Here is a 26,119-nt window from a genome sequence, read left to right as displayed (position 1 = left end):
GTACATGCCACTGCCGCTACACTGCGCGCCGACATCTGTTGCACCTGTTCCTTTCACTCCCAACGAGGCACCCCCGCGATGCTGTACGCGCAAGTCCACCTGACCCTTCCCGCCTGGATCCACGACCAGATCGACCTGGATCGTCGATATCCGGGCGACGAGGCCAAGGTCGCGCTGGCGATCGAGCTGTCGCGGCTGAACGTCGACCACGCCAGTGGCGGCCCGTTCGGCGCCGTGGTGTTCGGGCCGGATGACAAGGTGATCGCTGCCGGCGTGAACCGGGTGATGCCGCATTCGACCTCGCTGGCGCACGCCGAGAACATGGCCTACATGCTGGCCCAGCAGCGCCTGCAGACCCCGCGCCTGAACGCGGTACTGTCGCCGATCACCCTGGCCACCAGCTCGCAGCCGTGCTGCCAGTGCTACGGCGCCACCGTGTGGGCCGGCATCGACCGCCTGCTGATCGGCGCCAGTTCGGCCGACGTGGAAGAACTGACCCCGTTCGATGAAGGCCCGCTGCCGGCCGACTGGGTGGGCGAGCTCAACAAGCGCGGCATCGACGTGGTGCAGGGCCTGAACCGCGATGCGGCGCGCAGCGTGCTGCGTACCTATGGGGAAAGCGATGGCGCCCGTTACTGAGGCCGGCATCGGCCTGCTGTGCCTGTGCCGGCAGGGCTTCGAGCCCGAACTGGCCGGCGAACTGCAGTTCCGCGCAGGCGCCGCCGGTTTTGCCGGTTACGCCCGTACCCAGCGCAACGACGGCTACGTGCTCTTCATGTGCGATGAAGCCGCAGCGCTTGCACCGCGACTGCCGTGGCGCGAGCTGATCTTCGCCCGCCAGAAGCTGGTGGTGCTGGCCGAGCTGCCGCAGCTGGACCCGGCCGACCGCATCACGCCGATGCTGGACGTGCTGGCCGATGCGCCGCGCTTCGGTGATCTGTGGGTGGAGCATCCCGATTCGGACGCCGGCAAACCGCTGTCCGGGCTCGCGCGTGCCTTCGGCAATGCCCTGCGCCCGGCGCTGCGCAAGGCCGGCAAACTCAGCGACAAACCCAACGCACGCCTGCCGCGCCTGCACGTGGTGTTTGTCGATGGCACGCATGCCTTCATCTGCGTGGCCAACCCGGACGACAGCGCACCTTGGGCGTTGGGCATTCCGCGCCTGAAGCTGTTGCCCGACGCGCCTTCGCGTTCGGCATTGAAGCTGGATGAGGCGCTGCTGACCCTGCTCGCCCCGGAAGAACGCGAAGCGCTGGTGCGTCCGGGCATGCGTGCGGCCGACCTGGGCGCGGCGCCCGGCGGCTGGACCTGGGTGCTGACCCGCCAGCACGTGCATGTGCTGAGCATCGACAACGGCCCGCTGCGCCAGCATGTACTGGACACCGGCCTGGTCGAACACCTGCGCGCCGATGGTTTCCATTGGCACCCGGAGCAGCCGCTGGACTGGATGGTCTGCGACATGGTCGAGCAACCGCGTCGCGTCGCCGAACGCATGGCCACCTGGTTCCGCGAGGGCTGGTGCAGGCACGCGATCTTCAACCTGAAGCTGCCGATGAAGAAGCGCTGGGACGAAACCCGCCTGTGCCTGGACCTGTTCCAGGAGCAGGCCGGCAAGCCGCTGGTGGTACGTGCCAAGCAGCTGTACCACGACCGTGAGGAAATCACGGTGCTGGCGTCGCCGCTGCGCTGATGAACATCCCGCGCATTTCCCTGCTGCTGTGTACCGCGGTGCTGGCATTGCCGGCACTGGCACAACCGGCGCGCCCGCAGCCGGCACAGAGCGCCCCGCTGCGCGATGACAGTGGCGTGGTCCGCCAGCAGTCGCTGTCGGCCGGCCGCGTGACCGGCAGCGTCGACATCGTGGTGCCGCTGGGCGAAACCCCGGTAACGGTGCGTTCGCTGGCGCCGGCCAGCGTGGTCGGCCAGTACCGCATCCATTTCGCCGAGCTGGACGTGAACGCTGATGGTTTCATCAGCCGTGACGAAGCACTGGCCAATCCGGCGCTTTCCGATGAGTTCAACGCATTGGACAGCAAGCGTCGCGGCAAGCTGGACCGCGCTGACCTTGCCGGTTGGCTGATCGATTGACCCGATTCCGGTAGCGCCGGGCCACGCCCGGCGGGATCGGTGAACCGCGCTGCGCGCTCGCCGGGCAGGGCCCGGCGCTACCGGCGGATGATCCGGGGCTCGCGCGCCAACCAAGGTTGGCGTCTACAGAAGCGATTCGCTGCAGACCGGCATGGCCCGCTTTTGGTAGGTGCCAACCTTGGTTGGCACAAGGCCGGAAGGCCCTCACTCCAGCTGGGGCGAGGATGCCCGATCGGCGCGCCAACCAAGGTTGGCATGTACCAGGGCCTCGCCGTCACACCCCTGCGGCGCGCTTCCAGAAGGCCTGCACCAGCGGCGGCCACTTGCCTACGCAGCCCAGCGCGCGGCCACGCGCCAGGGTCAGGTGCATCTCGTCGTTGGAAAACAGCCGGTTGATCGCGTCGAAGCTGTAGGCGGCGATCTGGTTGTCGCTGCGACGCTCACGCGCCCAGCGCTGCACGCGCTGCGGCGACAACCGGGGTTGTCCACGCCGTTCGGCCGACGGCGCCAGCCAGTGCTGCAGGGCGGCGACATCGCGCAGGCCAAGATTGACGCCCTGCCCGGCCAGCGGATGCACCACGTGGGCGGCATCGCCCAGCGCCAGCACGCGACCGGCCACGTAGTGGCGGGCCAGCTGCCGGCGCAGCGGGAAGGCCGCGCGCGGCGAGGCCAGCCGCAGTTCACCCAGGCGCGCGGCGAAAGCGCGGGTCAGTTCACGATTGAATGCGTCTTCGTCCAGGGCCAGTACGCGTGCGGCCTCGTCGTCGGGCAATGTCCAGACGATGGAACTGCGGCGCTCGGCCACCGGCAACAGCGCCAGCGGACCGGTCGGCAGGAAGCGCTGCCAGGCCGTGGCCTGGTTGGGCAGCTCGCTGTCCACATAGGCGACTACACCGCGCTGCTGGTAGTCGTGGCGTTCAACGTCGATCCCGGCCAGTCCGCGCAGGGTCGATTCAGCACCGTCGGCAGCCACCGCCAGCGCGGCTTCGACGCGACGACCATCATCCAGGCGCAGGCGCACAGCGTGCTCGTCCTGTTCAAGCGCTTCCACGCGCGCCGGGCAATGCAGCTCCACGCCAGCTGCCGGCAGCGCCGCCCACAGGCGATCCTGCAGCAAGCCGTTCTCGACGATGAAACCCAGCTCGCGACGGCCGAAGCGATCGGCGTCGAACAGCAGGTCGTCGCCACCGGCCGCGTCCCACACCTGCATGCGCCGGTATGGCCAGGCGCGTGCCTGGGCGATCGTCGGCCACACGCCGAGACGCTCAAGCAACTGCACGTTGTCGGCGGCGAAGGCGAACACCCGCAGATCGGGCTGTGCGGCCTGCCATGGTGCCGGTTCACGCCCTTCCACCAGCGTTGCGGCAAGGCCGGCATCGGCCAGCGCCAGCGCACAGGCGGCGCCGACCACACCGCCGCCCACAATGGCCACGTCCAGGCGTGCGCGCCGGTTCATGCGGCTTCTCCACGGCACAGGCGCGGCACATCGCCACGAAAGCCCATCGCACCACCAACCAGCATCGACTGCACCGAGGCGCGCTGTGCGGCCACCAGGCCCAGGCTGCGCAAGGGGCGCAGCAGCGGCGCCGGATTGCTGGTCAGCCGGGCAAGGCCGCCGGAGAACGCCACCGTCTGCCGTCGATCTTCTTCGCGGCGGTCCACGTAGGATCGCAGCAGTGCATCGCTGCCGGCATCACCCTCCACTTCCAGCAGCTCGGCCAACGTCAATGCGTCGCGCAGGCCGAGGTTGAAACCCTGCGCACCCAGCGGGTGGATCGTCTGCGCGGCATTGCCCAGCAGCACCGCGCGCTCCCCCACCAGCGCGCGCGCCAGTACCTGGATCAGCGGATAGGCACTGCGCGGGCCGGAGTCGAGCAGGCGGCCCGCCCGCCAGCCGATGGCCTGCTGCAGGCGCTGCAGCCAGGCAGCGTCGTCCAGCGCCATCACCGCCTCTGCCTGGTCACGGGCAACCCCGTGCACGGTGCCGAAATGGCGGTCGCCACGCGGCAGCAACGCCGTCGGGCCGGTATCGGTGAAACGCTCCCAGGCGGTGCCATCGGGCGCGCGCTGGCTGCGCACGCGGGCCACGAACAGCGTCTGCTGGAAGTCGTGGCGATCAACGTCGATGCCCAACGCATCGCGCACGCCGCTGCTGGTGCCGTCGGCACCGACCACCAGCCGCGCCAGCAGCACCCGCTCGCCACTGTCATCGGCCACCCGCACCTGGCGGTAGCCGTCAATCACCTCGCCCAGGCCAAGGAAACGCATCGGCCGGTAGCGGCGCAGCCGTGACAACTCCTGCAGCCGGCTTTCCAGCGCCTGGCCGAAATCACGCGCCACCACCACCTGGCCGAACCATGGCCGGTCGTACTCTGCGGCATCGAGCTGCACACGGCCGAAATCGCCGGCGCGGCTGACATGGATGCGGCGGATCGGGCCGGGGGCCATCGTCAGCTTCTGCATGACCCCCAGCGCGGTCAGCGCGTTGATCGTGGCGGCGGCAAAACTGAGGTTGCGCTGGTCGAACACCGCCGGCAGTTCCCCGGCCGGGCTGGCTTCGAGCAGGCCCACGTCGCGGCCCAGGCGGTCCAGGGCGATGGCCAGGCTGGCACCCACCAGACCGCCACCGACGATCAGCACGTCATGTCGTTCACTCATGGGCGCATGATACGCGCTCGCCGCGCCGGCATGCCCCACGCCGCCCCGCCTGCGCCAAGCGCCGCGCCGGGCTAGAATGAAACCTGAATCCGCTCCGGCCCACCGCCATGTCCGACTCCGCCCCCCGCGCCTTCGTCCTGTCAGTGCTCGTGCTGTTGCTGGCTGCGACCCGCGTCAATCACTTCGCGGCAATCCCTGACGCCTCTTGGGCGGTGTTCTTCATCGGCGGCTTCTATCTCGCCCGCTGGACCCGCTGGGCGTTCCCGCTGCTGATGGTGTTCGCGGTGCTGGTCGACTGGATCGTGATCCGCAGCAGCGGCCTCGACTTCTGGCAGCACTACTGCGTATCGCCGGGCTACTGGCTGCTGTTGCCGGCCTACTTCGCGATGTGGGCCGGTGGCATGTTGCTGGGCCGCAACTACCGCAGCGCGCAGTGGTCGGTGCTGGGCAAGGGTGCCTTGCTGCTGGTGGCGTCGGTGGCGCTGTGCCATCTGCTGGCGCAGGGCGGTTTCTACTGGACCAGCCAGAACGTGGCCGAGCCGACCGTGGCCGGATGGGCACAGAACTACGCCCAGTGGTTCGGCCCCTACCTGCGCACCACTGCGATCTACGTGGCCCTGGCCGCCGCACTGCAGCTGGCCGTGGAGCAGGTGCTCAAGCTCCTGCAGGCCCGCCGCGACATCCACCACTGAGCCACGCCATGGGTCATCGCCTCTCGCGCATCTACACCCGCACCGGCGACGACGGCAGCACCGGCCTGGGTGACGGCAGCCGGGTCGGCAAGGATGACCTGCGTGTTGCGTCCTACGGCACCGTCGATGAAGCCAACGCCACGCTCGGCCTGTTGTTGGCCGTGCCGCTGCCGGAGGACGTCCGCGCACTGGTGGTGCACCTGCAACACCAGCTGTTCGATCTGGGCGCCGAACTGTGCATTCCCGGCCATGCCGCCATCCACGCCGCTGATGTGTCGGCGCTGGAACAGCAGCTGGACCACTACAACGCCGACCTGCCGATGCTGAAGGAGTTCATCCTGCCGGCCGGTGGCGAGGCCGCCGCGCGCTGCCACCTGGCGCGCACCGTGGTCCGCCGCGCCGAGCGCGACACGGTCGCCCTGGCCCGCGTGGAACCGGTACGCAGCGAGGCGCTGCAGTACCTCAACCGGCTGTCAGACCTGCTGTTCGTGCTGGCCCGGGTGCTGGCACGGGCCGATGGCCACGGCGAAGCGCTGTGGCAACCACAGCATCGCCAGCGCTGAGCCGCCGTGCTGGTCTTCACCCATCCCGCCTGCCTGCTGCACGATCCGGGCCCTGGCCATCCTGAATGCCCGCAACGCCTGCAGGTGGTGCTCGACGCGCTGCACGAGGCCTTCCCCGGCCAACTGGATTGGCGCGAAGCGCCGCCGGCCAAGTTCGGTGAACTGACCCGGGTCCACGACAGCGCGCTGCTGGATCTGGTACTGCAACCGCAGAGCGCACCGCTGCGCCAGCTGGACATGGACACCTGGACCTCGCCGGGCTCGGCCAGCGCCGCGGTGCACGCCGCCGGCGCAGGTGTCGCGGCCGTCGATGCGGTGATGCTGGGCGAGGATCCGCTGGCCTTCTGCGCGGTGCGCCCGCCCGGCCACCATGCCACCAGCAGCACCGCGATGGGCTTCTGCCTGCTCAACAACATCGCCATCGCCGCCGCCTACGCCCGCGACCGCCACGGTCTGGAGCGGATCGCAGTGGTCGACTTCGACGTCCACCACGGCAACGGCACCCAGGACATCTTCCAGCACGACGCACGGGTGTCCTACTACAGCACCCACCAGGCCGGGCTGTTCCCCGAGTCCGGCCTGCGCCGTGACCGCGGTGCCGGCAACCTGATGAACATCCTGCTGCCGCCCGGCAGTGGCGGCTTCCGCTTCCGCAACGTCTGGGCCGACGAGATGCTGCCGGCGATCGACGACTTCCGCCCCCAGCTGCTGCTGATCTCGGCAGGCTTCGACGCCCACCTGCGCGACCCGCAGGCCGACCTGATGCTGGAGACCGACGATTTCGCCTGGATCACCCGCGAACTGCACGCGCTGGCACGCCGCCATGCCGCCGGCCGGGTGGTGTCGATGCTGGAGGGAGGATACGACCTGCAGGCCTTGGCCGAGTGCAGCGTGGCCCACCTGCAGGCACTGATCGACACGCCCTCCGGCAACGGGCCTGGATGAACCCGAACCGGCAACCCGGGGAGGCCTTCATTGCCCCTATGCAAGGGATGGGGCAAGCTACCGTCCGTTTTCGCCCGAATCCGAACCGCGTGCGCCGAGCCCTCCGCCTGCTTCCCCTGCCCCTGAGCATCGCCGTCTGCCTTCCGGCATGGGCTGATGACAAGCCGCTCAACTGGGGCCTTTGCCCGGCCACCGACGTGATCCCTGCGTTCACCGACGCACCGACCCCGGTGCCCGGCCAGGACAAGGCTGCCGCCAGCGCTGCGCGCGAACAGCAGCCCACCGACATCGAGGGCGACCAGCTGCTGGGCACCACCACCGTGCCGCAGTACCAGGGCAACGTGGCGCTGCGCCGGGGCGACCAGTTCGTGGGCACCGACAAGCTCAGCTTCGATACCGAAAGCGGGAACTACGTCGCCGACGGCAACGTCCGTTACCAGGATGCCTCGATCCGGATGGTCGCCAAGCGCGCCGAGGGCAACCAGGAAAGCGACACCCACAAGATCACCGACATCCAGTACCAGCTGGTGTCCCGCCGCGGCAACGGTGAAGCCGAATCGGTCGACCTGCAGGGCGCGGTCGGGCAGATGCACCGCTCCACCTACACCACCTGCGACCCGTCGCAGCCGGTATGGAAGCTGACCGCCCCGGAGATCGAAGTCGACAACGACGAAGGCTTCGGCACCGCCCGCAACGCGGTGCTGCGGATCGGCAAGGTGCCGGTGCTGTGGGCGCCCTACTTCAAGTTCCCGATCGATGACCGGCGCAAGACCGGCCTGCTGTTCCCGCAGCTGGGCATGTCCGGCCGCAACGGTTTCGACTACGCACAGCCGATCTACTTCAACCTGGCGCCGAACTACGACGACACGTTGACCCCGCGCTACATGAGCCGGCGCGGCCTGATGCTCGACAACGAGTTCCGCTACCTCTACAACGGCGGCCGCGGTGAACTGATCACCGCGTTCATGCCCAACGACAAGCTGCGCGACCGCGATCGCGGCCAGGTGATATTCGGTGGCTACCACAACGTGGACAGCCACTGGCAGGCCCGCGCCAACCTGGCCTGGGTCAGCGACGAGCGCTACGTGGAAGACTTCGCCAATCGCCTGGTGGGCGTCACCGCGTCGAACCTGCAGAGCACGGTCGGCCTGTACGGCACCGGCAAGAACTGGACGGCCGGCATCATGGCCGACCGCTGGCAGCTGACCGACTACACGCTTGACGAGCGCGCACTGCCGTACAACCGCCAGCCGCGCCTGTACCTCAACTGGGACAAGCCGCTGCTGCCGTGGCTGGAGACCGGCGTCTACGCCGAGGCCGTGCGCTTCACCCACGACGACATCAACTTCAAGTACGGCGCCGAGGCCGGTCCCGACCTGCAGTACACGCGCAACGGCCAGACCCAGCGCATGTATGGTGGCTCACGCCTGGATGTGAAGCCCTATGTGTCATTCCCGATCAGCGGCGCGTCCTGGTACATCACCCCGACCCTGGCCTACCGCTACACCGGTTACGAGCTGGACCGCGGGCTGGCCGATGCCACCCGCAGGAGCATCCTGGTCTCGCAGGGCATCGACCCGAACACGGCCACTCCGGAACAGCTTCGCGGAAATACCTCGCCCAGCCGCAGCCTGCCGATCGCCAGCCTCGATGCCGGCCTGTTCTTCGACCGTGAGACGAAGATCGGTGGCAAGTCGTTCCTGCAGACCCTGGAACCGCGCCTGTTCTACCTGCGCACGCCCTACCGCAACCAGGACGAGCTGCCGATCTTCGATACCCGCGACTTCACCTTCAGCTGGGGCCAGCTGTTCCGCGATTCGCGCTATACCGGCGCCGATCGCCAGAACGACGCCAACCAGCTGACTCTGGCGCTGGGTACCCGCTTCATCGACCAGACCACCGGCAAGGAGCGTTTCTCGGCCTCCATCGGCCAGATCCAGTACTTCGACGAGTCGCGGGTGAGCGTGGTCCCCGGTGGCGCGCCGGTTGAAAAGGGCAAGTCGGCCTGGATCGCCGACGGCAACTACATGATCAACGACCGCTGGACCCTGGGCGCCACCTATCAGTGGGACCCCAAGTACAAGCGCGAGGATCTGGCCAGCGTGCGTGCCCGCTACCTGATGTCCAACGACGGCGTGGTCAACCTGACCTACCGCTACCGCATCAATTCCGGCGCCCCGGCCACCGCCAACAAGCATGACCGCACCCTGCTGGAACAGGCCGACCTGTCGTTCCTGTACCCGCTGAACGAGCGCTGGAGCCTGGTCGGCCGCTACTACTACTCGATCCAGGACAAGGAACCGCTGGAGATCATCGGTGGCGTACAGTGGGACAGCTGCTGCCTGGCCGTGCGCGCCGTGGCCCGCCGCTACGTACGCAACCGCGAAGGCGAAATGAACAACTCCATCCAGCTCGAGTTCGTGCTCAAGGGCTTGAGCTCCCTCGGCCAGGACACGGACCGCACTTTGCGCCGTGCTATCCTCGGCTACAACCGCGACGACCTCTATCTCGTGCCGCCCAGCAACACCGGAGCGACCCGCGATGACTACGATCCGAATCAGATCCCATGACCAAGAGCTTCCCCGTTCTCCTCGCATCGCTTCTGGCGGTGTCCAGCGTGTCCGCCCCCCTGCAGGTTCTTGCGCAGGAGGCCCAGCCGTTGGATCGCATCGCTGCTGTCGTCGATGAGGACGTGATCCTGCAGAGCGAGCTCCAGCGTGCGATCGCCAACATCAAGGCGCAGTACGCCGGCCGCGAGGCCCAGCTGCCGCCCGATGACGTGCTCAGCCGCCAGGTGCTCGAGCGCCTGGTGCTGGTCAAGCTGCAGGTGGCCCGTGCCCAGGGCAGCGGCATCCGTGTCAGCGACCAGGAACTGACCCAGGCGATGAATGCCATCGCCCAGCAGAACGGCTCGACCCTGGATGCCCTGCGCCAGCGCCTGGCCAGTGACGGTATCGATTTCAACGATTTCCGCGCCTCGGTGCGTGACGAGATCACCGTGCAGCGCCTGCGCCAGAGCTTCGCGCAGAGCCGCATCAGCGTCAGCGAAGGCGAGGTCGATGCTGCCCTGAAGCAGCAGGCCGATGCCGGCAACCAGTTCCACCTCGCACACATCCTGGTCGCCCTGCCCGACGGTGCCAGCGCCGAGCAGATCGCCACCGGCCAGAAGAAGGCTGATGGCGTGAAGGCCCTGCTGGACAAGGGCGAACTGGACTTCAATGCGGCGGCCGTGCGCTATTCCGACAGCCCCAATGCACTGGAAGGCGGCGACCTCGGCTGGCGCACCCTGGATGAAATCCCGGCCGCGTTCGCACAGACGATGCAGCAGATGAAGCCCGGCGAAGTGGTCGGCCCGATCCGTGGCCCGAGTGGCTTCCAGCTGCTGAAGCTGGTGGAAGTGCGTGACGCCAGCGCGGCGGCAGGCACCCACACGGTCACCGAGTACCACGGCCGCCATATCCTGGTGCGCGTGGACGATGCCCAGTCCGACGCGGCCGCCAAGGCCAAGATCGACACCCTGCGTGCGCGTATTGCCGGCGGTGCCGACTTCCAGCAGGTGGCCAAGGAATCGTCCGAGGACACCAACAGCAAGGGCCAGGGCGGCGATCTGGGCTGGTTCCCGGCCGACGCGTTCGGCCCGGCCTTCGGCCAGCAGGTGGCAGGCATCCAGGACGGCGGCGTAAGCCAGCCGTTCCGCACCGATGCGGGCTGGCACATCGTGCAGCGCGTGGGCACCCGCCAGACCGACGTCGGCAGTGACAACCAGCGCGCCCAGGTCCGCGAGACCATCGGTCGCCGCAAGCTGGAAGACGAGTACAACCGCTTCCTGCAGGAGCTGCGTGGCGAAGCCTACGTCAGCTTCCGCAGCGGTGACCGGGCGGAAAATACCGCCACGCCTCCGCAGTCCTGAGCCATGCTCCCCGAGCTCGCTCTGGTACCGGGCGAGCCCGCCGGGATCGGCCCGGAACTGTGTGTCCGACTGGTCCAGCAGCCGCGCGATGATTGCCGGCTGCTGGCATTCGCCGATCCGGACACCCTGCGCGCGGCCGCAGCCGCGCTGGATCTGCCCCTGCAACTGCTGCCCGAGGACGCACACGCACGCGTCCCCGGCGATCTGCGCCTGCGCGCCGTCGCCAACAGCGCCCCCAGCCGTTTCGGCCATACCGACCCTGCCAACGCAGGTGCGGTGATCGGTGCCCTGCTCGGTGCGGGCCAGGCCTGCCTGTCCGGTGAACTGCACGGCGTAGTGACCGGCCCGGTGCACAAGGCGGTGATCAACCAGGGCGGCATCGCCTACAGCGGCACCACCGAACTGCTGGCCGACCAGGCCGGGGTGAAGGTGGTGATGATGCTGGCCAACGACATCGTCCGCGTTGCCCTGGCTACGACCCACCTGCCGCTGCGTGAGGTTGCCGATGCGATCACCGCGCCCGGCCTGGAACACACCCTGCGCACCGTGCATGCCGCGCTGCGCCGCGAGTTCGGCCTGGCCGCACCGCGCATCGCCGTGCTTGGCCTGAACCCGCATGCCGGCGAAGACGGTCACCTCGGTCGCGAGGAACTGGATCTGGTCATCCCGCTGCTGCAGCGCCTGCGCAGCGAGGGCATGGACCTGATCGGTCCGCTGCCGGCCGATACCGCGTTCCTGCCGGCCAAGCTGGCCGGCTTCGACACCGTGCTGGCCATGTACCACGACCAGGGCCTGCCGGTGCTGAAGTACTCCGGCTTCGAGCAGGCGGTGAACCTGACCCTGGGCCTGCCCTATCCGCGCGTGGCGGTGGACCACGGCACCGCGCTGGATCTTGCCGGCCGCGGCATTGCCGATCCTTCCAGCCTGCAGGCCGCCACAACGCTGTGTGCGCGGCTGGCGCGGCAACGTACACTGAGCACATGACTTCCCCGCATTCCCCCTCCGGCCCGGTGTTTTCCGCCCCGGCCAAGAAGCAGCTCGGCCAGCACTTCCTTGCCGACCGCTACTACATCGACAAGATCGTGATGGCGGTCAATCCCAAGGACGGCGACCGCCTGGTCGAGATCGGCCCGGGCCAGGGTGCGATCACCCTGCCGCTGCTGCGCGTGCACCCGAAGATGACGGTGATCGAGTTCGACCGCGACCTGATCGCGCCGTTGACCGCCGCCGCCGAGCCCCTGGGTGAACTGACCATCGTCAACCGCGACGTGCTGCGGGTCGATTTCACCGAGCTGGCCGACGGACAGCCGATCCGCCTGGTCGGCAACCTGCCCTACAACATCTCCTCGCCCATCCTGTTCCATGCACTGGAACATGCTGCGGTGGTCTCGGACATGCACTTCATGCTGCAGAAGGAAGTGGTCGACCGCATGGCTGCCGGTCCCGGCAGCAAGGTGTTCGGCCGCCTCAGCGTGATGCTGCAGGCCTACTGCGAGGTGACCTCGCTGTTCGTGGTGCCGCCGGGTGCGTTCAGGCCGCCGCCGAAGGTCGATTCGGCCGTGGTGCGCCTGGTACCGCGCGACCCGGCCAGCATCGACATCAAGGACCACAAGCGCTTCGCCGAGGTGGTCAAGGCCGCCTTCGGCCAACGCCGCAAGACCCTGCGCAATGCCCTGAACAACGTGGTCAGCGCCGAGCAGTTCGTGGCCGCCGGCGTGCGCCCCGATGCCCGCGCCGAACAGCTGGACGTGGCTGAATTCATCGCTTTGGCCAATGCCACCTGATTACACTGCCGGTATGGAAGACGCTGACGTTTATGCCATCTCCGTCGAAGTCGCCCCGCGCTTCCTCGACGACCAATCCGCGCCGGAAGACGGTCGTTATGCGTTCGCCTATACGATCCGCATCCACAACCAGGGCCGCGTTGCCGCGCGCCTGGTCGCACGCCACTGGCGCATCACCGATGCCAATGGCCGCGTCGAGCATGTCGATGGCGATGGCGTGATCGGCGAACAGCCGCGACTGCGTCCGGGTGAAGACTTCCATTACACCTCGGGTGTCATGCTCGGCACCGAGCACGGCACGATGCAGGGCCATTACGACATGGTGGCCGACGACGGCACCGAATTCGCCGCGCCGGTCGCACCCTTCGTGCTGGCCATCCCGCGCACCCTGCACTGACACGGAGGCCGAACGATGAGTGTATGGGCGATCGGCGACCTGCAAGGCTGCTATGACGTAACCCAGCGCCTGCTGGAGAAGATCCGGTTCGATCCGGCGCAGGACACCCTGTGGTTCTGCGGCGACCTGGTCAACCGCGGTGGACAGTCGCTGGAAACGCTGCGGCTGGTGCATTCGCTGCGCGACCACAGCGTGGTGGTGCTCGGCAACCACGACCTTTCCCTGCTGGCCGTCGGTGCGCGCACCGAGGAAGAGCAGCGCAAGGTCAATCCGGACCTGCTGCGCATCGTCCAGGCCGAAGACCGCGATGTGCTGCTGGACTGGCTGCGCCTGCAGAAACTGGTGCACGTGGACCGCGAGCTTGGCTGGATGATGGTGCATGCCGGCCTTGCGCCGAAGTGGACCACGCAGATGGCCGAGAAGCATGCGGCCGAAGTGGAAGTGCAGCTGCACGGCGCCGGCTACCGCAAGCTGTTCCGCAACATGTACGGCGACAAGCCCAGCTGGGCGCCGAACCTGACCGGCTACGAGCGCTCGCGGGCGATCATCAACGTGCTCACGCGCATGCGCTACTGCACCTCGCGCGGCCGCATCGGCATCGAGGACAAGGGCACGCCGGGCACCCAGGAACAGGGGCTGTATCCCTGGTTCGAAGTGCCGGGCCGGGTCGAACGCGACCTGAAGGTGGTCTGCGGCCACTGGTCCGCGCTCGGCCTGACCATCACCCAGGGCATCCACGCGATCGACACCGGTGCCGTGTGGGGTGGCAAGCTCACCGCGATCCAGCTCGACACCGATGAGCTGCGCGTGGTGCAGGTACCGGGACGCGACGTACCGGCACCGGTCGCCAACGCGCGGCCGGCACACGAGCGCACGGCAGGCAAGGACAACAGCCAGGGCAACGGCAACGCTGCAACGGCTGGCGCCCCGGGCAACCGTGGTCCGCGCCGCCGCCGCCGCCGTGGTGGTGGCGGTGGTGGCAACAACAACGGAACGCCTCCTTCGGCATGACGCCCGGCAACCGCGCACCATGGACGGTGCTGCTGCTGACGCTGGCCCTGGCCAGCGGCTGCCAGCCCTCATCGTCGCCAGCGACTGCCGGCGCCGACGCTACCGCCGCCCCTGCATCAGCTCCTGCACCTTCGCCGCCGCTGGTCGCTGCCGCACGCGCACAGATCGGCGTCACCACCCGCTACGACCCTGCCTATCAGGTACTGGCCTACCCCGGTGGCGACGTGCCCGCTGATCGCGGCGTATGCACCGACGTGGTGGTCCGCGCCCTGCGTACGCAGGGGCTGGACCTGCAGGTCCGCGTGAACGAAGACATGCGCGCTGATTTCAGCGCCTATCCGGCCCTCTGGGGCCTGTCGCGACCGGATCGGAACATCGACCACCGGCGCGTGCCCAACCTGATGCGCTGGTTCGACCGCCACGGCTGGCAGCAACCGATCAGTGCCCTTCCCAGCGACTTCGCTGCCGGCGACATCGTGGCCTGGAAGCTCAACGGCAACGGCCTGCTGCACGTAGGCATCGTTTCCGACCGGCGCTTGGCCGACGGCACGCCGCTGGTACTGCACAACATCGCGCGCGGTACGCGGGAAGAGAACCTGCTGTTCCAGCACACCATCATCGGCCACTACCGGATGCCGTAGAACGATCCTATAGAGCCGAGCACGGCCGGGCTCTACAGGACGCCGCGCTCAGCGGCGGACGTAATGCACGAAGCGGAACGCGTAGGCGTGACGCTCATCGGCCGCGTGCGGCTCACTGGCCACCTGCTGCCAGAAGCGCTCATCCACCTCCGGGAAATGGGTATCGGCCGGTACTTCGGCATCCACCCAGGTCAGGTACAGATCACTGGCCTGGTCCAGCAGCTGGCGGAAGATCTCGCCGCCACCAATGATGCACAGCTCGCTGGCGCCCTCGCCCTCTGCAATCGCTTTCGCCTCGTCCAGCGAGGCCACCGCGCGCATGCCCTCGAACGGCACCTGGCCGCTGCGGGTCAGCACCAGGTTCGTTCGGCCGGGCAGCACGCGGCCAATCGATTCGGCGGTCCTGCGCCCCATCAGGATCGGCTTGCCCAGGGTCAACGCCTTGAAGTGCCTGAAGTCGTCCGGCAGGTGCCAGGGCATGGCGTTGCCCTGGCCGATGCCACGATTGCGATCCAGTGCAACGATCATCGAAAGTTTCATGGTGCGGCCTCCTCAGCCGGCGTCGATCTGCAGGCGTGTACAGGCCTCGTTGGCGGCACTGGCCGCGCGCAGCGCCGCAGCCAGCGCCGGGTTCGACGTGGAATTCTCGTCCAGGCCTTCGAGGATCCTGTCCATCTGCGCGTCCTCGATCTCCTTCAGGCCCGGTCCCGACAGGATGTCCCTGGACAGCGTGGCAACGTCGGTGCTGCCGCTGCGCGCCAGGAATCCCTGCAGATCCTTGCTGGAATAGACCACCGCCAGGCGCTGCTCAAGCTCATGCTGATAGGCGGGTTCTTCGATGCCAGCCTTCAGGTGTTCGGCCATCGCCGCGTACATGCCGGTCACCGCTTCGCGCATCTGTGCCTGGCAGCCGGCCGGCATGTCGCTGGGCAGTGGCGCGCTACCATCGAGCGTCCGGACGAAGCGCTGCAATTCCCCGCGCATGTGCTTGTGCACGATCTGCTCGTTGACCTGCCGGGCCAATGCGAGGGTGTCTGCAGGCGCCGCCTGCACCAGGCTCAGCGGCGCCAGGCCAGCCAACGCCAGCAGCGCCGCAACGCGTGGGCGCGCGCTCATACCGCCACCGGCGCCTTGATCGCCGGATGCGGATCGTAGCCATCAATGCGGATGTCATCGAACTGGAAGCCGAACAGATCGGTCACCTCCGGGTTCAACCACAGCGTCGGCAGCGCGCGCGGTTCACGCGACAGCTGCTCGCGGGCCTGCTCGAAGTGGTTCGAATACAGGTGCGCGTCGCCCAGCGTGTGCACGAAATCGCCGACGCCCAGGCCGGTGGCCTGGGCCACCATGTGGGTCAGCAGTGCGTAGCTGGCGATGTTGAACGGTACGCCGAGGAAGATGTCGCCACTGCGCTGGTACAGCTGGCAGCTGAGCTTGCCGTCGACCACGTAGAACTGGAACAGGTTGTGGCACGGCATCAACGCCATCTGCGAGAGCTCGCCCACGTTCCAGGCACTGACCACCAGCCGCCGCGAATCCGGATTACGCTTGATCTCGTCCACCAGCCACTGCATCTGGTCGATCTCGCCGCCGTCGGCCGTGGCCCAGCTGCGCCACTGCTTGCCGTACACCGGGCCGAGGTCGCCGTTTTCGTCGGCCCACTCGTCCCAGATGCGCACCTGGTTGTCCTTGAGGTAACCGATGTTGGTATCGCCCTTGAGGAACCACAGCAGCTCGTGGATGATCGAGCGCAGGTGCAGCTTCTTGGTGGTGACCAGCGGGAAGCCGTCGTTGAGGTTGAAGCGCATCTGCCAGCCGAACACGCTGCGGGTGCCGGTACCGGTGCGGTCGCTCTTCTCCGCGCCGTGTTCGAGCACGTGCGAGAGCAGGTCCAGGTAGGCCTTCATGCCCTGCCCTCCGCCGTCACCAGCGGCTGCGGCTGCAGCACCGGCGCGCGGCGCGACATCACCAGCAGCACCAGGCCGAAGGCGATCAGCGGCACGCACAGGATCTGGCCCTTGGTCAGCCAGCCGAAGGCCACGTAGACGCCGTTGTCGGGCATGCGCACGAACTCGACGGCGAAGCGGAAGATGCCATACAGCAGCGCGAACAGGCCGCCAATGAGATAGCGATGGCGCGGCTTGGCCGACACCGTCCACAACACCGCGAACATCACCAGCCCTTCCAGCAGCGCTTCATACAGCTGCGACGGATGGCGCGCGAACTGGTTGAGCGCACCGCTGGCGAACTGCGACTGCAGGGTGGCGTGGTCGAGCTGGTTCAACGGTGCCGGCAGGCCGGACGGGAACACCACGCCCCAGCTGCCGTCGGTGTACTTGCCCCACAGCTCGGCGCCGATGAAGTTGCCGATGCGGCCAAAGCCCAGGCCCAGCGGCACCAGTGGCGCCATGAAATCCATCGTGTCGAAGAAGTGCAGCGCATGCTTGCGCGACCACCACCAGCAGGCCGCGATCACGCCGAGCAGGCCACCGTGGAAGCTCATGCCGCCATCCCACACCTTGAACAGCAGCAGCGGGTTGTGCAGGAAATCGCCCAGCGCGTAGAACAGCATGTAGCCGATGCGCCCGCCCAGCACTACGCCGAGCATGGCGTAGAACAGCAGGTCGGAGAAGCCGTTGGCATCGACGCCCGGCAGGCGCCCGTCGGCGATCCGCTTGCGCCCCAGTAGCCAGGCGGCGGTGAAGCCGAGCAGGTACATGATGCCGTACCAGTGCACCTTGATCGGTCCCAACGAGAGGGCGATGGGGTCGATGTCGTGGAAATAGATCATGAAGGGCGCCTTGCAGGGATGCCGATATTCTAGCGCCGCCCGGGAGCGGCCTCGTGGTGGCCGCCGTCGCCCGATTGCCGGGCTTCAGCCCAGGATCTGCGGCGTGTCCGGCAGGCCGTCCTGATCGGACCGCGCCGAGGCCGGAAAGTGCCCTTCCACCAGGGAGGAAACCTCGTCGATGGCATCGCGCAGCGCCGCCACCGGCTGCGAGCCGCGCAGGCCTTCGCGCAGATGCGTGCAGACCCGCTGCCACTGCTCGGGCGCGACCCGCCCGTGCAGGCCACGGTCGGCCACGATCTCGATGGCGTGGTCGGCCAGCAGCAGGTAGATCAGCACGCCGTTGTTGTGCGCGGTATCCCAGGTGCGCAGGCGCGCGAAGGCATGCTCGGCCGCCTGCCGCGGGGTGACCTTGTGCCACAGCGCATGCAGTGGCAGATCGGCTTCCACCGCAAACATCACCTGGCCGCCATGGCGCTGCTCGCCCGCGGCGATCGCCTCGGTGATCGCCTGCAGCGTGGCCGGCGGGAACGCCCGCCGTACCGATGGCGAAAACAGATGTCTGCACAGACGTTGGATCATCACCAGCCTCCCGACGCGCCGCCGCCGCCGGAACGGCCACCACCGCCGCCCCAGCTACCGCCGCCCCAACCGCCACCGCCGGCGAAACGCCCCGGATGGCCGGACAACATCGCCACCACCAGGCCAACCACGCCGGCCAGGCCACTGGCCAGCAAGGTGGAAGTGAACAGGAAGGCCGCTACCGCCGCTCCAGCACCACCCAGCAGGCCGCGCAGCGGACGCGGTACCCGCGAGAACACGCCGCGCAGGATGCTGCCGGCGAACACGCCGATGAACAATGCCAGGATCCAGGTATCACCGCCCCCGTCCGGGGCGCGTCCCTGCTGGCTGCTGACTGGCGCCGGCAGGGCTTCGCCGTCGATGATCCTCACCAGCACCGCCGTGGCCTCGGTGATGCCGCCGGCATAGTCATTGGCGCGGAAGCGTGGCACCAGGTACTCCTGGATCACCCGGTTGGCGATCGCGTCGGGAATCGCGCCTTCCAGGCCATAGCCCGGTTCGATGCGCACCCGCCGATCGTCCTTGGCCACCACCAGCAGCAGGCCGTCATCCACGCCCTTGCGACCGATCTGCCACTGGTCGAACACCCGGGTGGTGTACTGGGCGATGTCTTCCGGCTGCGTGGTCGGCACCACCAGCACCTGCATCTGGCTGCCCTTGCGCTGCTGCAGGTCCAGCGCCTGCTGCACCAGCGCCTGCTTCTGAGCGGCATCCAGGGTGCCGGTGGTATCGACCACCGGCGAATCCAGCGCCGGAATCGGCGCCAGCGTCTGCGCCTGCACGGCCAACGGCAGCCACAACAGCAGGGCCAGCAGTGTGGCGGCCAGGCGCATCGGTCAGTGGCCCGGAGCCGGGGCCGGCTGCTGCTGCGGCGCGTTGCCGAAATCAACCGCCGGCGCGTTGGAGATCTGCGCTTCGTTTTCCACGGTGAAGTTCGGCTTGGGCTGGTAGCCGAAGATCTTGGCGGTGATCAGCTGCGGGAACGAGCGGATGTAGGTGTTGTAGTCCTGCACCTGCTGGATGTAGCGGCCACGGGCAACGGTGATGCGGTTCTCGGTGCCTTCCAGCTGCGCCTGCAGGTCGCGGAAGTTCTGGTCGGACTTCAGCACCGGGTAGTTCTCGGTAACCACCAGCAGGCGCGACAGCGCACTGCCCAGTTCGCCCTGGGCCTGCTGGAACTGCTTGAGCGAGGCTTCATCGTCGGCGTTGACATTGATCTGGCCAACGCGCGAACGGGCGTTGGTGACTTCGGTCAGCACGCGTTCTTCCTGGCTGGCGAAACCTTTCACGGTCTGCACCAGGTTGGGCACCAGGTCGGCGCGGCGCTTGTACTGGTTGAGCACTTCGGACCAGCTGGCCTTGACCGCTTCGTCCTTCTGCTGGATGGCGTTGTAGCCGCAGCCGGACAGCAGGGAGGCCAGCAGCAACAATGGGATGAGGCGGGTCAACAGGCGCATGGCCAAGGCTCCGGGTGGACTGAGCGCCGAGCATGCCATGGTCGGTGTTAACGGACGTGTGGAGAGTGCCGGCCATCGGGCGCCGCCCCCTCCGCGGTGTGGTCCAGCCAGCTCGGGTGGGCCGGGAGGGTGAGTTGGCTGGGGGACGCTGCAAGTACGTCCATGTAAGCTCGGTCGCCGCATCCATGCGGCTCACGCCCCCAGCCAACCCACCCTCCCGGCCACGGACGGTTTCCTGCGCACCGCGGGAAGATCAAAAGAAAAATCAAAAGCAGAAACTGATTCTTCAGACAGTGTGTCGACCGAGGTCGACACCTACCAGCAGCAGCACAGAACGCCGTCGCGACAGATCGCGGAACACTGTCGAAGGCGGGGTGGGTCAGCTTGCGGGGGCGTGAGCGCGATGGGCCCGAGGCATGCCTCGGGCGGGTTGGGCAGGACGCCCAACCCGGGTCTTGCCGTGTGCGCAGGACAGCGCACACGAGCAAGGCGCGACCGAGCTTACAGGGGTGAGGGCGCTTTGCTTGCGAAGCACTGCTTCGCAAGCGCCCGAACGCACAGCCGCCAGCGGCTGGGCCGGGCCCCGGAGGGGGACTTGCGCCGTCCCCTGCCACCGGACCCACCCCGCCATCCCACGGAATGCCCGCCGTTGCTGTTGAGGTTGCCGGCCAGCGGCCGGCACTACCGCCTCTGCGGGTGCAGGGCGCAGCCCTGCCGGAACACATCTCTCAGCAAGCCTCAGCCACCGGCGCGCGTGCCCGCCCCAGCCACGCCAGCAGCAGCGCCGACGCTGCCAGCAGGCCACCGGCCACCGGAATCGCCGCGTACCCCAGCCCCAGGCTGATCACCGCACCACCCAGCGCCGCGCCCAATGCATTGCCGAGGTTGAAAGCACCGACGTTGATCGACGACGCCAGACCCGGCGCCTCGCTGGCCGCCTGCATCACCCGGATCTGCAACGGCGGCACGATGGCGAAGGTCGCCGCACCGAACAGCAGTACACCCAGCGCCGCAGTCGCGTGGCTCATGAAGGCCAGCGGCAGCACGAACATCAGCACCGCAAGTACCGCCAGCAGGATCCGGGTGGCGCCGTCCAGCGACCAGTCGGCCATGCGGCCGCCAATACCGTTGCCGAAGGTAAAGCCGATGCCGATCAATGCCAGCGACAGCGCGATGAAGGCATTCGACGCACCGGTCAGTTCAGTCAGCACCGGCGCCACGTAGGTGTAGAGGGTGAACATCGCACCTGCACCCAGCACCGTAGTGGCCATCGCCAGCAGCACCTGCGGCTGCATGATCGATTTCAGTTCACGCCGGACATCCGGGCGCGCGCCCGCGGCCGACGGCGGCAGTGCCATGGCCAACGCGGTGATCGCAACCACACCGAGTACGGCGGTGCCGGCAAAGGCCAGGCGCCAGCCCAGCTGCTGGCCGACCCAGGTCGCCAGCGGCACGCCGCCGATGTTGGCGATGGTCAGGCCCATGAACATCGTCGCCACCGCCGCGGCCTGCTTCTCCTTCGGCACCAGGCTGGCGGCGACCACCGCGCCGATGCCGAAGAACGCACCGTGATTGAGGCTGGTCACCAGCCGTGACAGCAGCAGCAGGCCGTAGTTCGGGGCCAGCGCCGACAGCAGGTTGCCGATGACGAAGATCGACATCAGCAGCATCAGCGCGGTGCGCTTGCCGAAGCGTCCCATCAGCAGGGTCATCACCGGAGCGCCCAGCATCACGCCCACCGCATAGGCGGTGATCAGCATGCCGGCGGTGGGGATGCTGACGCCCACTCCGTTGGCGATGACCGGCAGCAGGCCCATCGGCGTGAACTCGGTGGTGCCAATGGCGAAGGCGCCGACGGCGAGGGCCAGCAATGCGGCTCTGGAATTCATGGGGATTGCCTGCGTGGGGGCAGGCCCTGTGGAAAATGAGCGCGTAGCCTGCGCGCTTTGCCGGCCGGGAGTAAGCCACTACGCGGGAAAACAGTGTTGATCCCGATTCACAAGTGGAAGGTGCAAGCCGGCATTGCGGGAAGAAGCCCCGCCGCGCATGGCCCGCGCTTCGGTAGCGCCGGGCCATGCCCGGCGAGCGCAGCGGCGACTGAAACGCAGAACCCCCGGCCGGGCCGGGGGTTCTGTCTCGCTTGCTTACCAGTCGCCGGCGCCCGGCACGTGGTGTTCGCGTGCGCGGCGGCGCATCAGCAGGTTCAGCCACTCCACCAGCACCGAGAAGCCCATCGCGGCGTAGATGTAGGGCTTGGGCACGTGCACGTCCAGGCCGTCCAGGATCAGCACCGCGCCGATCAGCAGGATGAAGGCCAGGGCCAGCATCTTCACGGTCGGGTTGGCATCGATGAAGCGGCCCAGCGGATTGGCCGCCAGCAGCATCACCGCCACCGACAACAGGATCGCCGCCACCATCACTGGCACGTGGTCGGCGATGCCGACAGCGGTGATCACCGAGTCCAGCGAGAACACGATGTCGATGACCGCGATCTGCGCGATCACGTAGCCGAACACGGCCGAGGTCTTGGTGGTGGTCGGGTCCTCGTCCTCGCCACCGGTGATCATCTCCTTGATCTCCATCCAGCCCTTGATGATCAGGAACAGGCCACCGACGATCAGCACCAGGTCGCGGATGGAGATGCCCATGCCGGCCACGGTGAACAGGTTTGCCTGCATGTGCGCCAGGTACGCCAGCGAGACCAGCAGGCCGATACGGGTGATGCAGGCCACAGCGATGCCGAGGCGGCGCGCGAACGGGCGGCGCTCTTCGGGCAGCTTGCTGACGGCGATGGAGATGAACACCAGATTGTCGATGCCGAGCACGATTTCCAGCGCGCTCAAGGTGAACAGGGTCAACCAGACGTTCGGATCGGCGAGAAGCTCAAGGGACATGGGAAGTCTTCAACAAGGGGGAGGAAGAAGGATCAGCCGACGCTGGCCGGGAACAATCGCGGCACCAGCACCAGGGCCCAGCACAGCAGCACGTTCATCATCAGCACGAACACCGCCGCCGAGCCCATGTCCTTGGCGCGGCCGGCCAGTTCGTGGATTTCCGCGCCATAGCGCTCGATCACCGCCTCGATGGCCGAATTGGCCAGCTCCATCGCCAGCACCAGCAGCATCGAGCCGATCATCAGCGCGCGCTCCACCGGGGTCTGGCCCAGCCAGATCGCCAGCGGGGTCAGCAGCACCAGCAGGTAGACCTCCAGCCGGAACGAGGACTCGTGCAGCCAGGCAGCACGCAGGCCCTGCCAGGACCAGCGGGCGGCCTGGAAGATGCGGCGCGGGCCGCGGGGCATGTGGCCAAACTGATCAGCCACGGGTGATGGATCCAGCAACAGGGGCGCGGCGCAGCGACCGCTCAGACGCACGGCAGGAAATCATGGGTGCACAGGGATAGGCAGACAGCCCCCATTTTGCCACAAGGGCGGCAATGGCACCCCGCACGCCCCGCCGCGAGTCCCTGCGAACGACCCCGCAAACGGCCCAGCGCGGCCAAGCGCGGGGCCAGCCTAGCTTCTATGATGGATACCCCTGCCCTGCCGGAGTGCCTGATGACCCGTCCCCGCACCTGCCTGATCCTGCTCGGCCTGCTGGCCGCGCCGCTGGCCCAGGCCCTGAGCCCGCCGGCGTCGCCGCAGATCCCTGCGCAGGTCTCCAACGTGGCCTGGGAGGCCGACATCGCCGCCTTCGCCGCCGCCGACCGGACCAATCCGCCGCCGCGCGGCGGCATCGAGTTCATCGGCAGCTCGTCCTTCCGCATGTGGGACAGCCTGGCCCGGGATTTCCCGGGGCAACCGGTGTTCAACCGCGGCTTCGGAGGTTCGGAAGTACGCGACAGCACCTGGTACGCCGACCAGGCCATCGTGCCGTACGCGCCGTGCAAGGTGTTCTTCTACGCCGGCGACAACGACCTCAACAGCGGCCGCAGCGCGACCCAGGTACGCGATGACGTGGTGGCCTTCGTGCAGCGCGTGCATCGCGACCTGCCGAAGACGAAGGTGGAATACGTCTCCATCAAGCCCAGCCCCTCGCGGGCGCACCTGCTGCCGGCGATCAACGACGCCAACGCGAAGATCAAGGCTGCGTTGGCGAAGCTGCCCAACACCGGCTACACCGACATCTACACACCGATGCTCGGGGCCGACGGCCAACCCGATGCGTCGTTGTTCCGCGAGGACATGCTGCACATGACCCCGGCCGGCTATGCGATCTGGACCAAGGCGCTGGCGCCGAAGGTCAACTGCAACTGATTGATCCCGAGGTTGCCGGCCAGCGGCCGGCACTACCGCGACAACGCGCGTGCTCCGGTAGTTGCCAACCTTGGTTGGCATGAATGCGTCCACCTGCATCCCAGTGAACGCGCCGACCAAGGTCGGCAACTACCGAGGTGGCAAGCGGCCCTCAGCGGAAAATCACCGTCGCCTCGGTGCCCTTGCCCAGCTCGCTGGCCAAGCTGACCTTCCAGCCGAAGCGGTCACACAGGCGGCGCACGATCGACAACCCCAGGCCAGTGCCCTGCGGTCGGCTGGGATCGGCACGATAGAACGGCTCGAACGCACGCGACAGCGCGTCGGCGGACATGCCGATGCCGGTATCGCTCACCACCACGCGGTCGTTGTGCACGTGCACGTCGATGCGGCCTTCATCGGTATAGCTGCAGGCGTTGCGCACCAGATTGCTGACCACCACCTGCAGCACCCGCGGCGGTGCGTGCAGCTGCACGGCCGCGTCGCTGTGCAGGTGCACCGCCAGCGGCCGTCCCACCAGCAGCTCGTTGGCGTTGTCCACTTCGTAACGGACGATGTCGTTGACGTCGAACAGTTCCACCTGCGGCTCGACGTCGGCCTCACGGGCCAGGATCAGGAAGGCATCGATCACCGCTTCCATGTCCCGCCCGGCACGCTGGATGCGCTGCAGGCTGCGGCGCAGGCGCGGCTCCAGGCTTTCATCGCCCAGCGCCATGTCGCTGGCCACGCGGATGACGGTCAGCGGCGTGCGCAGTTCATGGCTGGCGTCACGGGTGAAGTTGCGCTCGCGCGCCACGTGCGCGGTGACCCGGTTGGCCAGCGAATGCAGCGCCGCCGCCAGCTGCCGGGTCTCGCCCTGCATGTCCGCCGGCAGCTTGTTCGGCTCCAGGTCGGCCGCTTCCGGATGGCCCGGATCCCAGCGCGAGACACGACGCGCCAGCCAGTTCACCGGCGATACCAGGCGTTTGGAGGCACGGTAGGTGATCCAGGAGGCGCCATATACCGCCAGCAGGGTCAGCAGCACCGGCACGATGCCGAACCAGAACGCCAGCATCTCCGCGCGCGAGCGCAGGAACACCAGGTACAGGCGCCCCTCTTCGCGGGCGTCGACCAGCACCAGCTGATCGTCGTCGGGCAGTTCGTGGAAACCCGGTTCCAACGTGCGCAGGTTGGCCGGCAGTGACAGGCTCGACTGCCCGCGTTCCAGCAGGTAGCCACGGATGTTCTGGGTATTGGGTGGCGGCTGCACGGGCGAGGCCTCGTGCAGTGTCCAGTAGTACGCCGCTTCTTCGCGCAGGGCAGCGCCCACCAGACTGTGCTTGATCACCAGCGAAACCAGCCAGGCACCCAGCAGGATACCCAGGCTGGCCAGCACGGCTTGCAGGATGAAAGCGATACGGATCTTGCGCGGCAGGCCGTGCGGCATTGCGGTGTCCCGGTCAGAGCGCTGCGATTATAGGCAGCGCGCTGTGCCGTGATCGTGCATGGACGATGACGACCCGGTATCCGGAACGTTCACCCCTTCCCTGCCGACCACGGCCGTGCCGGTTCTGCTGCAACACCGGCACGACGTCGATCAGGCCATCGGCTGGGCGATATCGGCGATGCGATAGCCCGCGCTCTGCACGGTGTGCAGCAGCGGCCGATCGAACGGCTTGTCGATGATCTTGCGCAGGTTGTACAGATGGCTGCGCAACGTGTCCGAATCAGGCAGGCCGTTGCCCCAGATCTCGCGCTCGATTTCCTGGCGGGTGACCACACGCGGCGATTCACGCATCAGGATGGTCAGCAGGCGCAGGCCGATCGGCGACAGCTGCAGCTCGGTGCCGGCACGGGTGGCACGCATGCTGACCGGATCGAGCACCAGGTCGGCGACCTTGAGCACTTCCGAACCCACCTGGCGACGTTCGCGGCGGATCAGCGCGCGCAGGCGGGCTTCCAGTTCCTGGATCGCGAACGGCTTGGTCAGGTAATCGTCGGCACCAAAGCCAAGCCCGGTGAGCTTGTCATCCAGCGTGTCGCGCGCGGTCAGCATCAGCACCGGCGTCGACTTGCGCGCATCGTTGCGCAGCCGGCGGCACACTTCGATGCCATCCAGCCGCGGCAGCATGAGGTCCAGCACGACGACGTCGTAGCTGTTCTCGGCAGCCAGACGGTAGCCGTCCAGGCCATCCTGCGCATAGTCGACCTCGAAGCCACGGCCTTCCAGGTATTCACCGATCATCTCGGAGATATTGCGGTTGTCTTCGACCACCAGCACCAAGCCGGAAGTCTCCTTCGTCTGACGCATGAGAATCCCTCTTTCTTCAGCTTTGTGAAACATGCCCGATCGACGGTGCACGCGATGTGAA

Annotated in this window: 28 protein-coding genes; 14 read left to right on the top strand and 14 right to left on the bottom strand. The window is 67.7% G+C overall.

The features are described from left to right. Positions 1–78 precede the first annotated feature (78 nt). Genes BW38_RS18150 through BW38_RS18160 form a run of 3 tightly spaced genes read left to right on the top strand, consistent with a single transcriptional unit; the run spans position 79 to position 2,088 of the window. Entirely contained in the window at positions 79–639 is a 561-nt protein-coding gene (locus tag BW38_RS18150) for a nucleoside deaminase (RefSeq protein ID WP_032974948.1), read from the top strand. Then, positions 623–1,690, top strand: coding sequence for a 23S rRNA (cytidine(2498)-2'-O)-methyltransferase RlmM (gene rlmM, locus BW38_RS18155; RefSeq protein ID WP_025877934.1), 1,068 nt, complete (start codon positions 623–625; stop codon positions 1,688–1,690). The genes BW38_RS18150 and rlmM overlap by 17 nt, the downstream gene beginning before the upstream one ends. After that, complete coding sequence (locus BW38_RS18160) at positions 1,690–2,088, top strand: hypothetical protein (protein ID WP_032974947.1); 399 nt, start codon at positions 1,690–1,692, stop codon at positions 2,086–2,088. The genes rlmM and BW38_RS18160 overlap by 1 nt, the downstream gene beginning before the upstream one ends. 274 nt (positions 2,089–2,362) lie before the next feature. On the opposite strand, the gene BW38_RS18165 is transcribed toward BW38_RS18160, so the two are convergent. After that, positions 2,363–3,544, bottom strand: a complete 1,182-nt coding sequence (locus tag BW38_RS18165) for a UbiH/UbiF family hydroxylase (protein WP_032974946.1) — start codon at positions 3,542–3,544, stop codon at positions 2,363–2,365. After that, entirely contained in the window at positions 3,541–4,746 is a 1,206-nt protein-coding gene (gene ubiH / locus BW38_RS18170; RefSeq protein ID WP_032974945.1) for a 2-octaprenyl-6-methoxyphenyl hydroxylase, read from the bottom strand. Before ubiH ends, BW38_RS18165 begins: the two co-directional genes overlap by 4 nt. Before the next feature lie 107 nt (positions 4,747–4,853). On the opposite strand from ubiH, the gene BW38_RS18175 reads away from it, so the two are divergent. The 10 genes from BW38_RS18175 (at position 4,854) to BW38_RS18220 (ending at position 14,689) form a co-directional block, all read left to right on the top strand. After that, positions 4,854–5,438 (top strand): hypothetical protein, encoded by a 585-nt coding sequence (locus BW38_RS18175; protein WP_025877927.1) that lies wholly within the window; start codon positions 4,854–4,856, stop codon positions 5,436–5,438. Between the two features lie 8 nt (positions 5,439–5,446). After that, a complete protein-coding gene (locus BW38_RS18180; protein ID WP_025877925.1) occupies positions 5,447–6,001 on the top strand; it encodes a cob(I)yrinic acid a,c-diamide adenosyltransferase in 555 nt (184 codons plus the stop codon). Between the two features lie 6 nt (positions 6,002–6,007). Continuing rightward, positions 6,008–6,946 carry a histone deacetylase family protein gene (locus BW38_RS18185; RefSeq protein WP_025877923.1) on the top strand — a complete coding sequence of 313 codons (939 nt, stop codon included), beginning with the start codon at positions 6,008–6,010 and terminating at the stop codon, positions 6,944–6,946. 89 nt (positions 6,947–7,035) lie between these two features. Beyond that, a complete protein-coding gene (lptD, locus tag BW38_RS18190) occupies positions 7,036–9,516 on the top strand; it encodes an LPS-assembly protein LptD (RefSeq protein ID WP_235189888.1) in 2,481 nt (826 codons plus the stop codon). Further along, the gene (locus BW38_RS18195) at positions 9,513–10,856 is read left to right on the top strand and encodes a peptidylprolyl isomerase (RefSeq protein ID WP_032974943.1); all 1,344 of its coding nucleotides are present in this window, start codon (positions 9,513–9,515) and stop codon (positions 10,854–10,856) included. Before lptD ends, BW38_RS18195 begins: the two co-directional genes overlap by 4 nt. 3 nt (positions 10,857–10,859) lie before the next feature. Continuing rightward, positions 10,860–11,840: a 4-hydroxythreonine-4-phosphate dehydrogenase PdxA gene (gene pdxA, locus BW38_RS18200; protein WP_025877918.1), complete on the top strand. Its 981-nt coding sequence runs from the start codon at positions 10,860–10,862 to the stop codon at positions 11,838–11,840. Further along, entirely contained in the window at positions 11,837–12,640 is an 804-nt protein-coding gene (gene rsmA / locus BW38_RS18205) for a 16S rRNA (adenine(1518)-N(6)/adenine(1519)-N(6))-dimethyltransferase RsmA (RefSeq protein ID WP_025877916.1), read from the top strand. The genes pdxA and rsmA overlap by 4 nt, the downstream gene beginning before the upstream one ends. 13 nt (positions 12,641–12,653) lie before the next feature. Continuing rightward, the gene (gene apaG, locus BW38_RS18210; RefSeq protein ID WP_025877914.1) at positions 12,654–13,037 is read left to right on the top strand and encodes a Co2+/Mg2+ efflux protein ApaG; all 384 of its coding nucleotides are present in this window, start codon (positions 12,654–12,656) and stop codon (positions 13,035–13,037) included. A 15-nt stretch (positions 13,038–13,052) separates the two neighbouring features. Then, positions 13,053–14,048, top strand: a complete 996-nt coding sequence (locus tag BW38_RS18215) for a symmetrical bis(5'-nucleosyl)-tetraphosphatase (protein WP_032974942.1) — start codon at positions 13,053–13,055, stop codon at positions 14,046–14,048. After that, positions 14,045–14,689, top strand: a complete 645-nt coding sequence (locus tag BW38_RS18220; RefSeq protein WP_032974941.1) for a DUF1287 domain-containing protein — start codon at positions 14,045–14,047, stop codon at positions 14,687–14,689. The genes BW38_RS18215 and BW38_RS18220 overlap by 4 nt, the downstream gene beginning before the upstream one ends. Positions 14,690–14,737: 48 nt before the next feature. Here BW38_RS18220 and BW38_RS18225 read toward each other — a convergent pair whose 3' ends face one another. From BW38_RS18225 to BW38_RS18270, 10 genes are all read right to left on the bottom strand, one after another. After that, on the bottom strand, positions 14,738–15,229 hold the full coding sequence (locus tag BW38_RS18225) for a dihydrofolate reductase (protein WP_032974940.1): 492 nt from the start codon (positions 15,227–15,229) through the stop codon (positions 14,738–14,740). A 12-nt stretch (positions 15,230–15,241) separates the two neighbouring features. Then, positions 15,242–15,805 (bottom strand): hypothetical protein, encoded by a 564-nt coding sequence (locus BW38_RS18230; RefSeq protein ID WP_032974939.1) that lies wholly within the window; start codon positions 15,803–15,805, stop codon positions 15,242–15,244. Then, on the bottom strand, positions 15,802–16,596 hold the full coding sequence (locus tag BW38_RS18235) for a thymidylate synthase (protein WP_032974938.1): 795 nt from the start codon (positions 16,594–16,596) through the stop codon (positions 15,802–15,804). The genes BW38_RS18230 and BW38_RS18235 overlap by 4 nt, the downstream gene beginning before the upstream one ends. Continuing rightward, entirely contained in the window at positions 16,593–17,480 is an 888-nt protein-coding gene (gene lgt / locus BW38_RS18240; RefSeq protein WP_025877907.1) for a prolipoprotein diacylglyceryl transferase, read from the bottom strand. Before lgt ends, BW38_RS18235 begins: the two co-directional genes overlap by 4 nt. Positions 17,481–17,564: 84 nt before the next feature. Then, positions 17,565–18,059, bottom strand: coding sequence for a TPM domain-containing protein (locus tag BW38_RS18245; protein WP_032974937.1), 495 nt, complete (start codon positions 18,057–18,059; stop codon positions 17,565–17,567). Next, positions 18,059–18,892, bottom strand: a complete 834-nt coding sequence (locus BW38_RS18250; RefSeq protein WP_032974936.1) for a TPM domain-containing protein — start codon at positions 18,890–18,892, stop codon at positions 18,059–18,061. Before BW38_RS18250 ends, BW38_RS18245 begins: the two co-directional genes overlap by 1 nt. Before the next feature lie 3 nt (positions 18,893–18,895). Further along, positions 18,896–19,516: a LemA family protein gene (locus BW38_RS18255; RefSeq protein WP_025877902.1), complete on the bottom strand. Its 621-nt coding sequence runs from the start codon at positions 19,514–19,516 to the stop codon at positions 18,896–18,898. 728 nt (positions 19,517–20,244) lie between these two features. Next, positions 20,245–21,405, bottom strand: coding sequence for an MFS transporter (locus BW38_RS18260; protein WP_032974934.1), 1,161 nt, complete (start codon positions 21,403–21,405; stop codon positions 20,245–20,247). Positions 21,406–21,660: 255 nt separating this feature from the next. Further along, on the bottom strand, positions 21,661–22,410 hold the full coding sequence (locus tag BW38_RS18265; protein ID WP_025877899.1) for a TerC family protein: 750 nt from the start codon (positions 22,408–22,410) through the stop codon (positions 21,661–21,663). Positions 22,411–22,442: 32 nt separating this feature from the next. After that, positions 22,443–22,838 (bottom strand): diacylglycerol kinase, encoded by a 396-nt coding sequence (locus BW38_RS18270; RefSeq protein ID WP_025877898.1) that lies wholly within the window; start codon positions 22,836–22,838, stop codon positions 22,443–22,445. 234 nt (positions 22,839–23,072) lie between these two features. Here BW38_RS18270 and BW38_RS18275 point away from each other — a divergent pair, with 234 nt between their 5' ends. After that, complete coding sequence (locus BW38_RS18275; protein ID WP_032974933.1) at positions 23,073–23,771, top strand: SGNH/GDSL hydrolase family protein; 699 nt, start codon at positions 23,073–23,075, stop codon at positions 23,769–23,771. 151 nt (positions 23,772–23,922) lie between these two features. Here BW38_RS18275 and BW38_RS18280 read toward each other — a convergent pair whose 3' ends face one another. Further along, positions 23,923–25,194, bottom strand: coding sequence for a HAMP domain-containing sensor histidine kinase (locus tag BW38_RS18280; RefSeq protein ID WP_032974932.1), 1,272 nt, complete (start codon positions 25,192–25,194; stop codon positions 23,923–23,925). A gap of 150 nt (positions 25,195–25,344) precedes the next feature. Further along, a complete protein-coding gene (locus BW38_RS18285; protein WP_002811889.1) occupies positions 25,345–26,058 on the bottom strand; it encodes a response regulator transcription factor in 714 nt (237 codons plus the stop codon). Positions 26,059–26,119: the final 61 nt, after the last annotated feature.

It is taken from the genome of Stenotrophomonas sp. RIT309, from assembly GCF_000632045.1.
Taxonomy (GTDB): domain Bacteria; phylum Pseudomonadota; class Gammaproteobacteria; order Xanthomonadales; family Xanthomonadaceae; genus Stenotrophomonas; species Stenotrophomonas indicatrix.
Note: the sequence above shows the minus strand (reverse complement) of the source record. Positions and strands in the feature narration are given on the sequence as shown.

Excerpts from the sequence above, each read along its gene's own strand:
- BW38_RS18150 (WP_032974948.1), top strand. The coding sequence starts at position 79 with ATGCTGTACGCGCAAGTCCACCTGACCCTTCCCGCCTGGATCCACGAC.
- rlmM (WP_025877934.1), top strand. The coding sequence starts at position 623 with ATGGCGCCCGTTACTGAGGCCGGCATCGGCCTGCTGTGCCTGTGCCGG.
- BW38_RS18160 (WP_032974947.1), top strand. The coding sequence starts at position 1,690 with ATGAACATCCCGCGCATTTCCCTGCTGCTGTGTACCGCGGTGCTGGCA.
- BW38_RS18165 (WP_032974946.1), bottom strand. The coding sequence starts at position 3,544 with ATGAACCGGCGCGCACGCCTGGACGTGGCCATTGTGGGCGGCGGTGTG.
- ubiH (WP_032974945.1), bottom strand. The coding sequence starts at position 4,746 with ATGAGTGAACGACATGACGTGCTGATCGTCGGTGGCGGTCTGGTGGGT.
- BW38_RS18175 (WP_025877927.1), top strand. The coding sequence starts at position 4,854 with ATGTCCGACTCCGCCCCCCGCGCCTTCGTCCTGTCAGTGCTCGTGCTG.
- BW38_RS18180 (WP_025877925.1), top strand. The coding sequence starts at position 5,447 with ATGGGTCATCGCCTCTCGCGCATCTACACCCGCACCGGCGACGACGGC.
- BW38_RS18195 (WP_032974943.1), top strand. The coding sequence starts at position 9,513 with ATGACCAAGAGCTTCCCCGTTCTCCTCGCATCGCTTCTGGCGGTGTCC.
- pdxA (WP_025877918.1), top strand. The coding sequence starts at position 10,860 with ATGCTCCCCGAGCTCGCTCTGGTACCGGGCGAGCCCGCCGGGATCGGC.
- rsmA (WP_025877916.1), top strand. The coding sequence starts at position 11,837 with ATGACTTCCCCGCATTCCCCCTCCGGCCCGGTGTTTTCCGCCCCGGCC.
- apaG (WP_025877914.1), top strand. The coding sequence starts at position 12,654 with ATGGAAGACGCTGACGTTTATGCCATCTCCGTCGAAGTCGCCCCGCGC.
- BW38_RS18215 (WP_032974942.1), top strand. The coding sequence starts at position 13,053 with ATGAGTGTATGGGCGATCGGCGACCTGCAAGGCTGCTATGACGTAACC.
- BW38_RS18220 (WP_032974941.1), top strand. The coding sequence starts at position 14,045 with ATGACGCCCGGCAACCGCGCACCATGGACGGTGCTGCTGCTGACGCTG.
- BW38_RS18225 (WP_032974940.1), bottom strand. The coding sequence starts at position 15,229 with ATGAAACTTTCGATGATCGTTGCACTGGATCGCAATCGTGGCATCGGC.
- BW38_RS18230 (WP_032974939.1), bottom strand. The coding sequence starts at position 15,805 with ATGAGCGCGCGCCCACGCGTTGCGGCGCTGCTGGCGTTGGCTGGCCTG.
- BW38_RS18235 (WP_032974938.1), bottom strand. The coding sequence starts at position 16,596 with ATGAAGGCCTACCTGGACCTGCTCTCGCACGTGCTCGAACACGGCGCG.
- lgt (WP_025877907.1), bottom strand. The coding sequence starts at position 17,480 with ATGATCTATTTCCACGACATCGACCCCATCGCCCTCTCGTTGGGACCG.
- BW38_RS18245 (WP_032974937.1), bottom strand. The coding sequence starts at position 18,059 with ATGATCCAACGTCTGTGCAGACATCTGTTTTCGCCATCGGTACGGCGG.
- BW38_RS18250 (WP_032974936.1), bottom strand. The coding sequence starts at position 18,892 with ATGCGCCTGGCCGCCACACTGCTGGCCCTGCTGTTGTGGCTGCCGTTG.
- BW38_RS18255 (WP_025877902.1), bottom strand. The coding sequence starts at position 19,516 with ATGCGCCTGTTGACCCGCCTCATCCCATTGTTGCTGCTGGCCTCCCTG.
- BW38_RS18260 (WP_032974934.1), bottom strand. The coding sequence starts at position 21,405 with ATGAATTCCAGAGCCGCATTGCTGGCCCTCGCCGTCGGCGCCTTCGCC.
- BW38_RS18265 (WP_025877899.1), bottom strand. The coding sequence starts at position 22,410 with ATGTCCCTTGAGCTTCTCGCCGATCCGAACGTCTGGTTGACCCTGTTC.
- BW38_RS18275 (WP_032974933.1), top strand. The coding sequence starts at position 23,073 with ATGACCCGTCCCCGCACCTGCCTGATCCTGCTCGGCCTGCTGGCCGCG.
- BW38_RS18280 (WP_032974932.1), bottom strand. The coding sequence starts at position 25,194 with ATGCCGCACGGCCTGCCGCGCAAGATCCGTATCGCTTTCATCCTGCAA.
- BW38_RS18285 (WP_002811889.1), bottom strand. The coding sequence starts at position 26,058 with ATGCGTCAGACGAAGGAGACTTCCGGCTTGGTGCTGGTGGTCGAAGAC.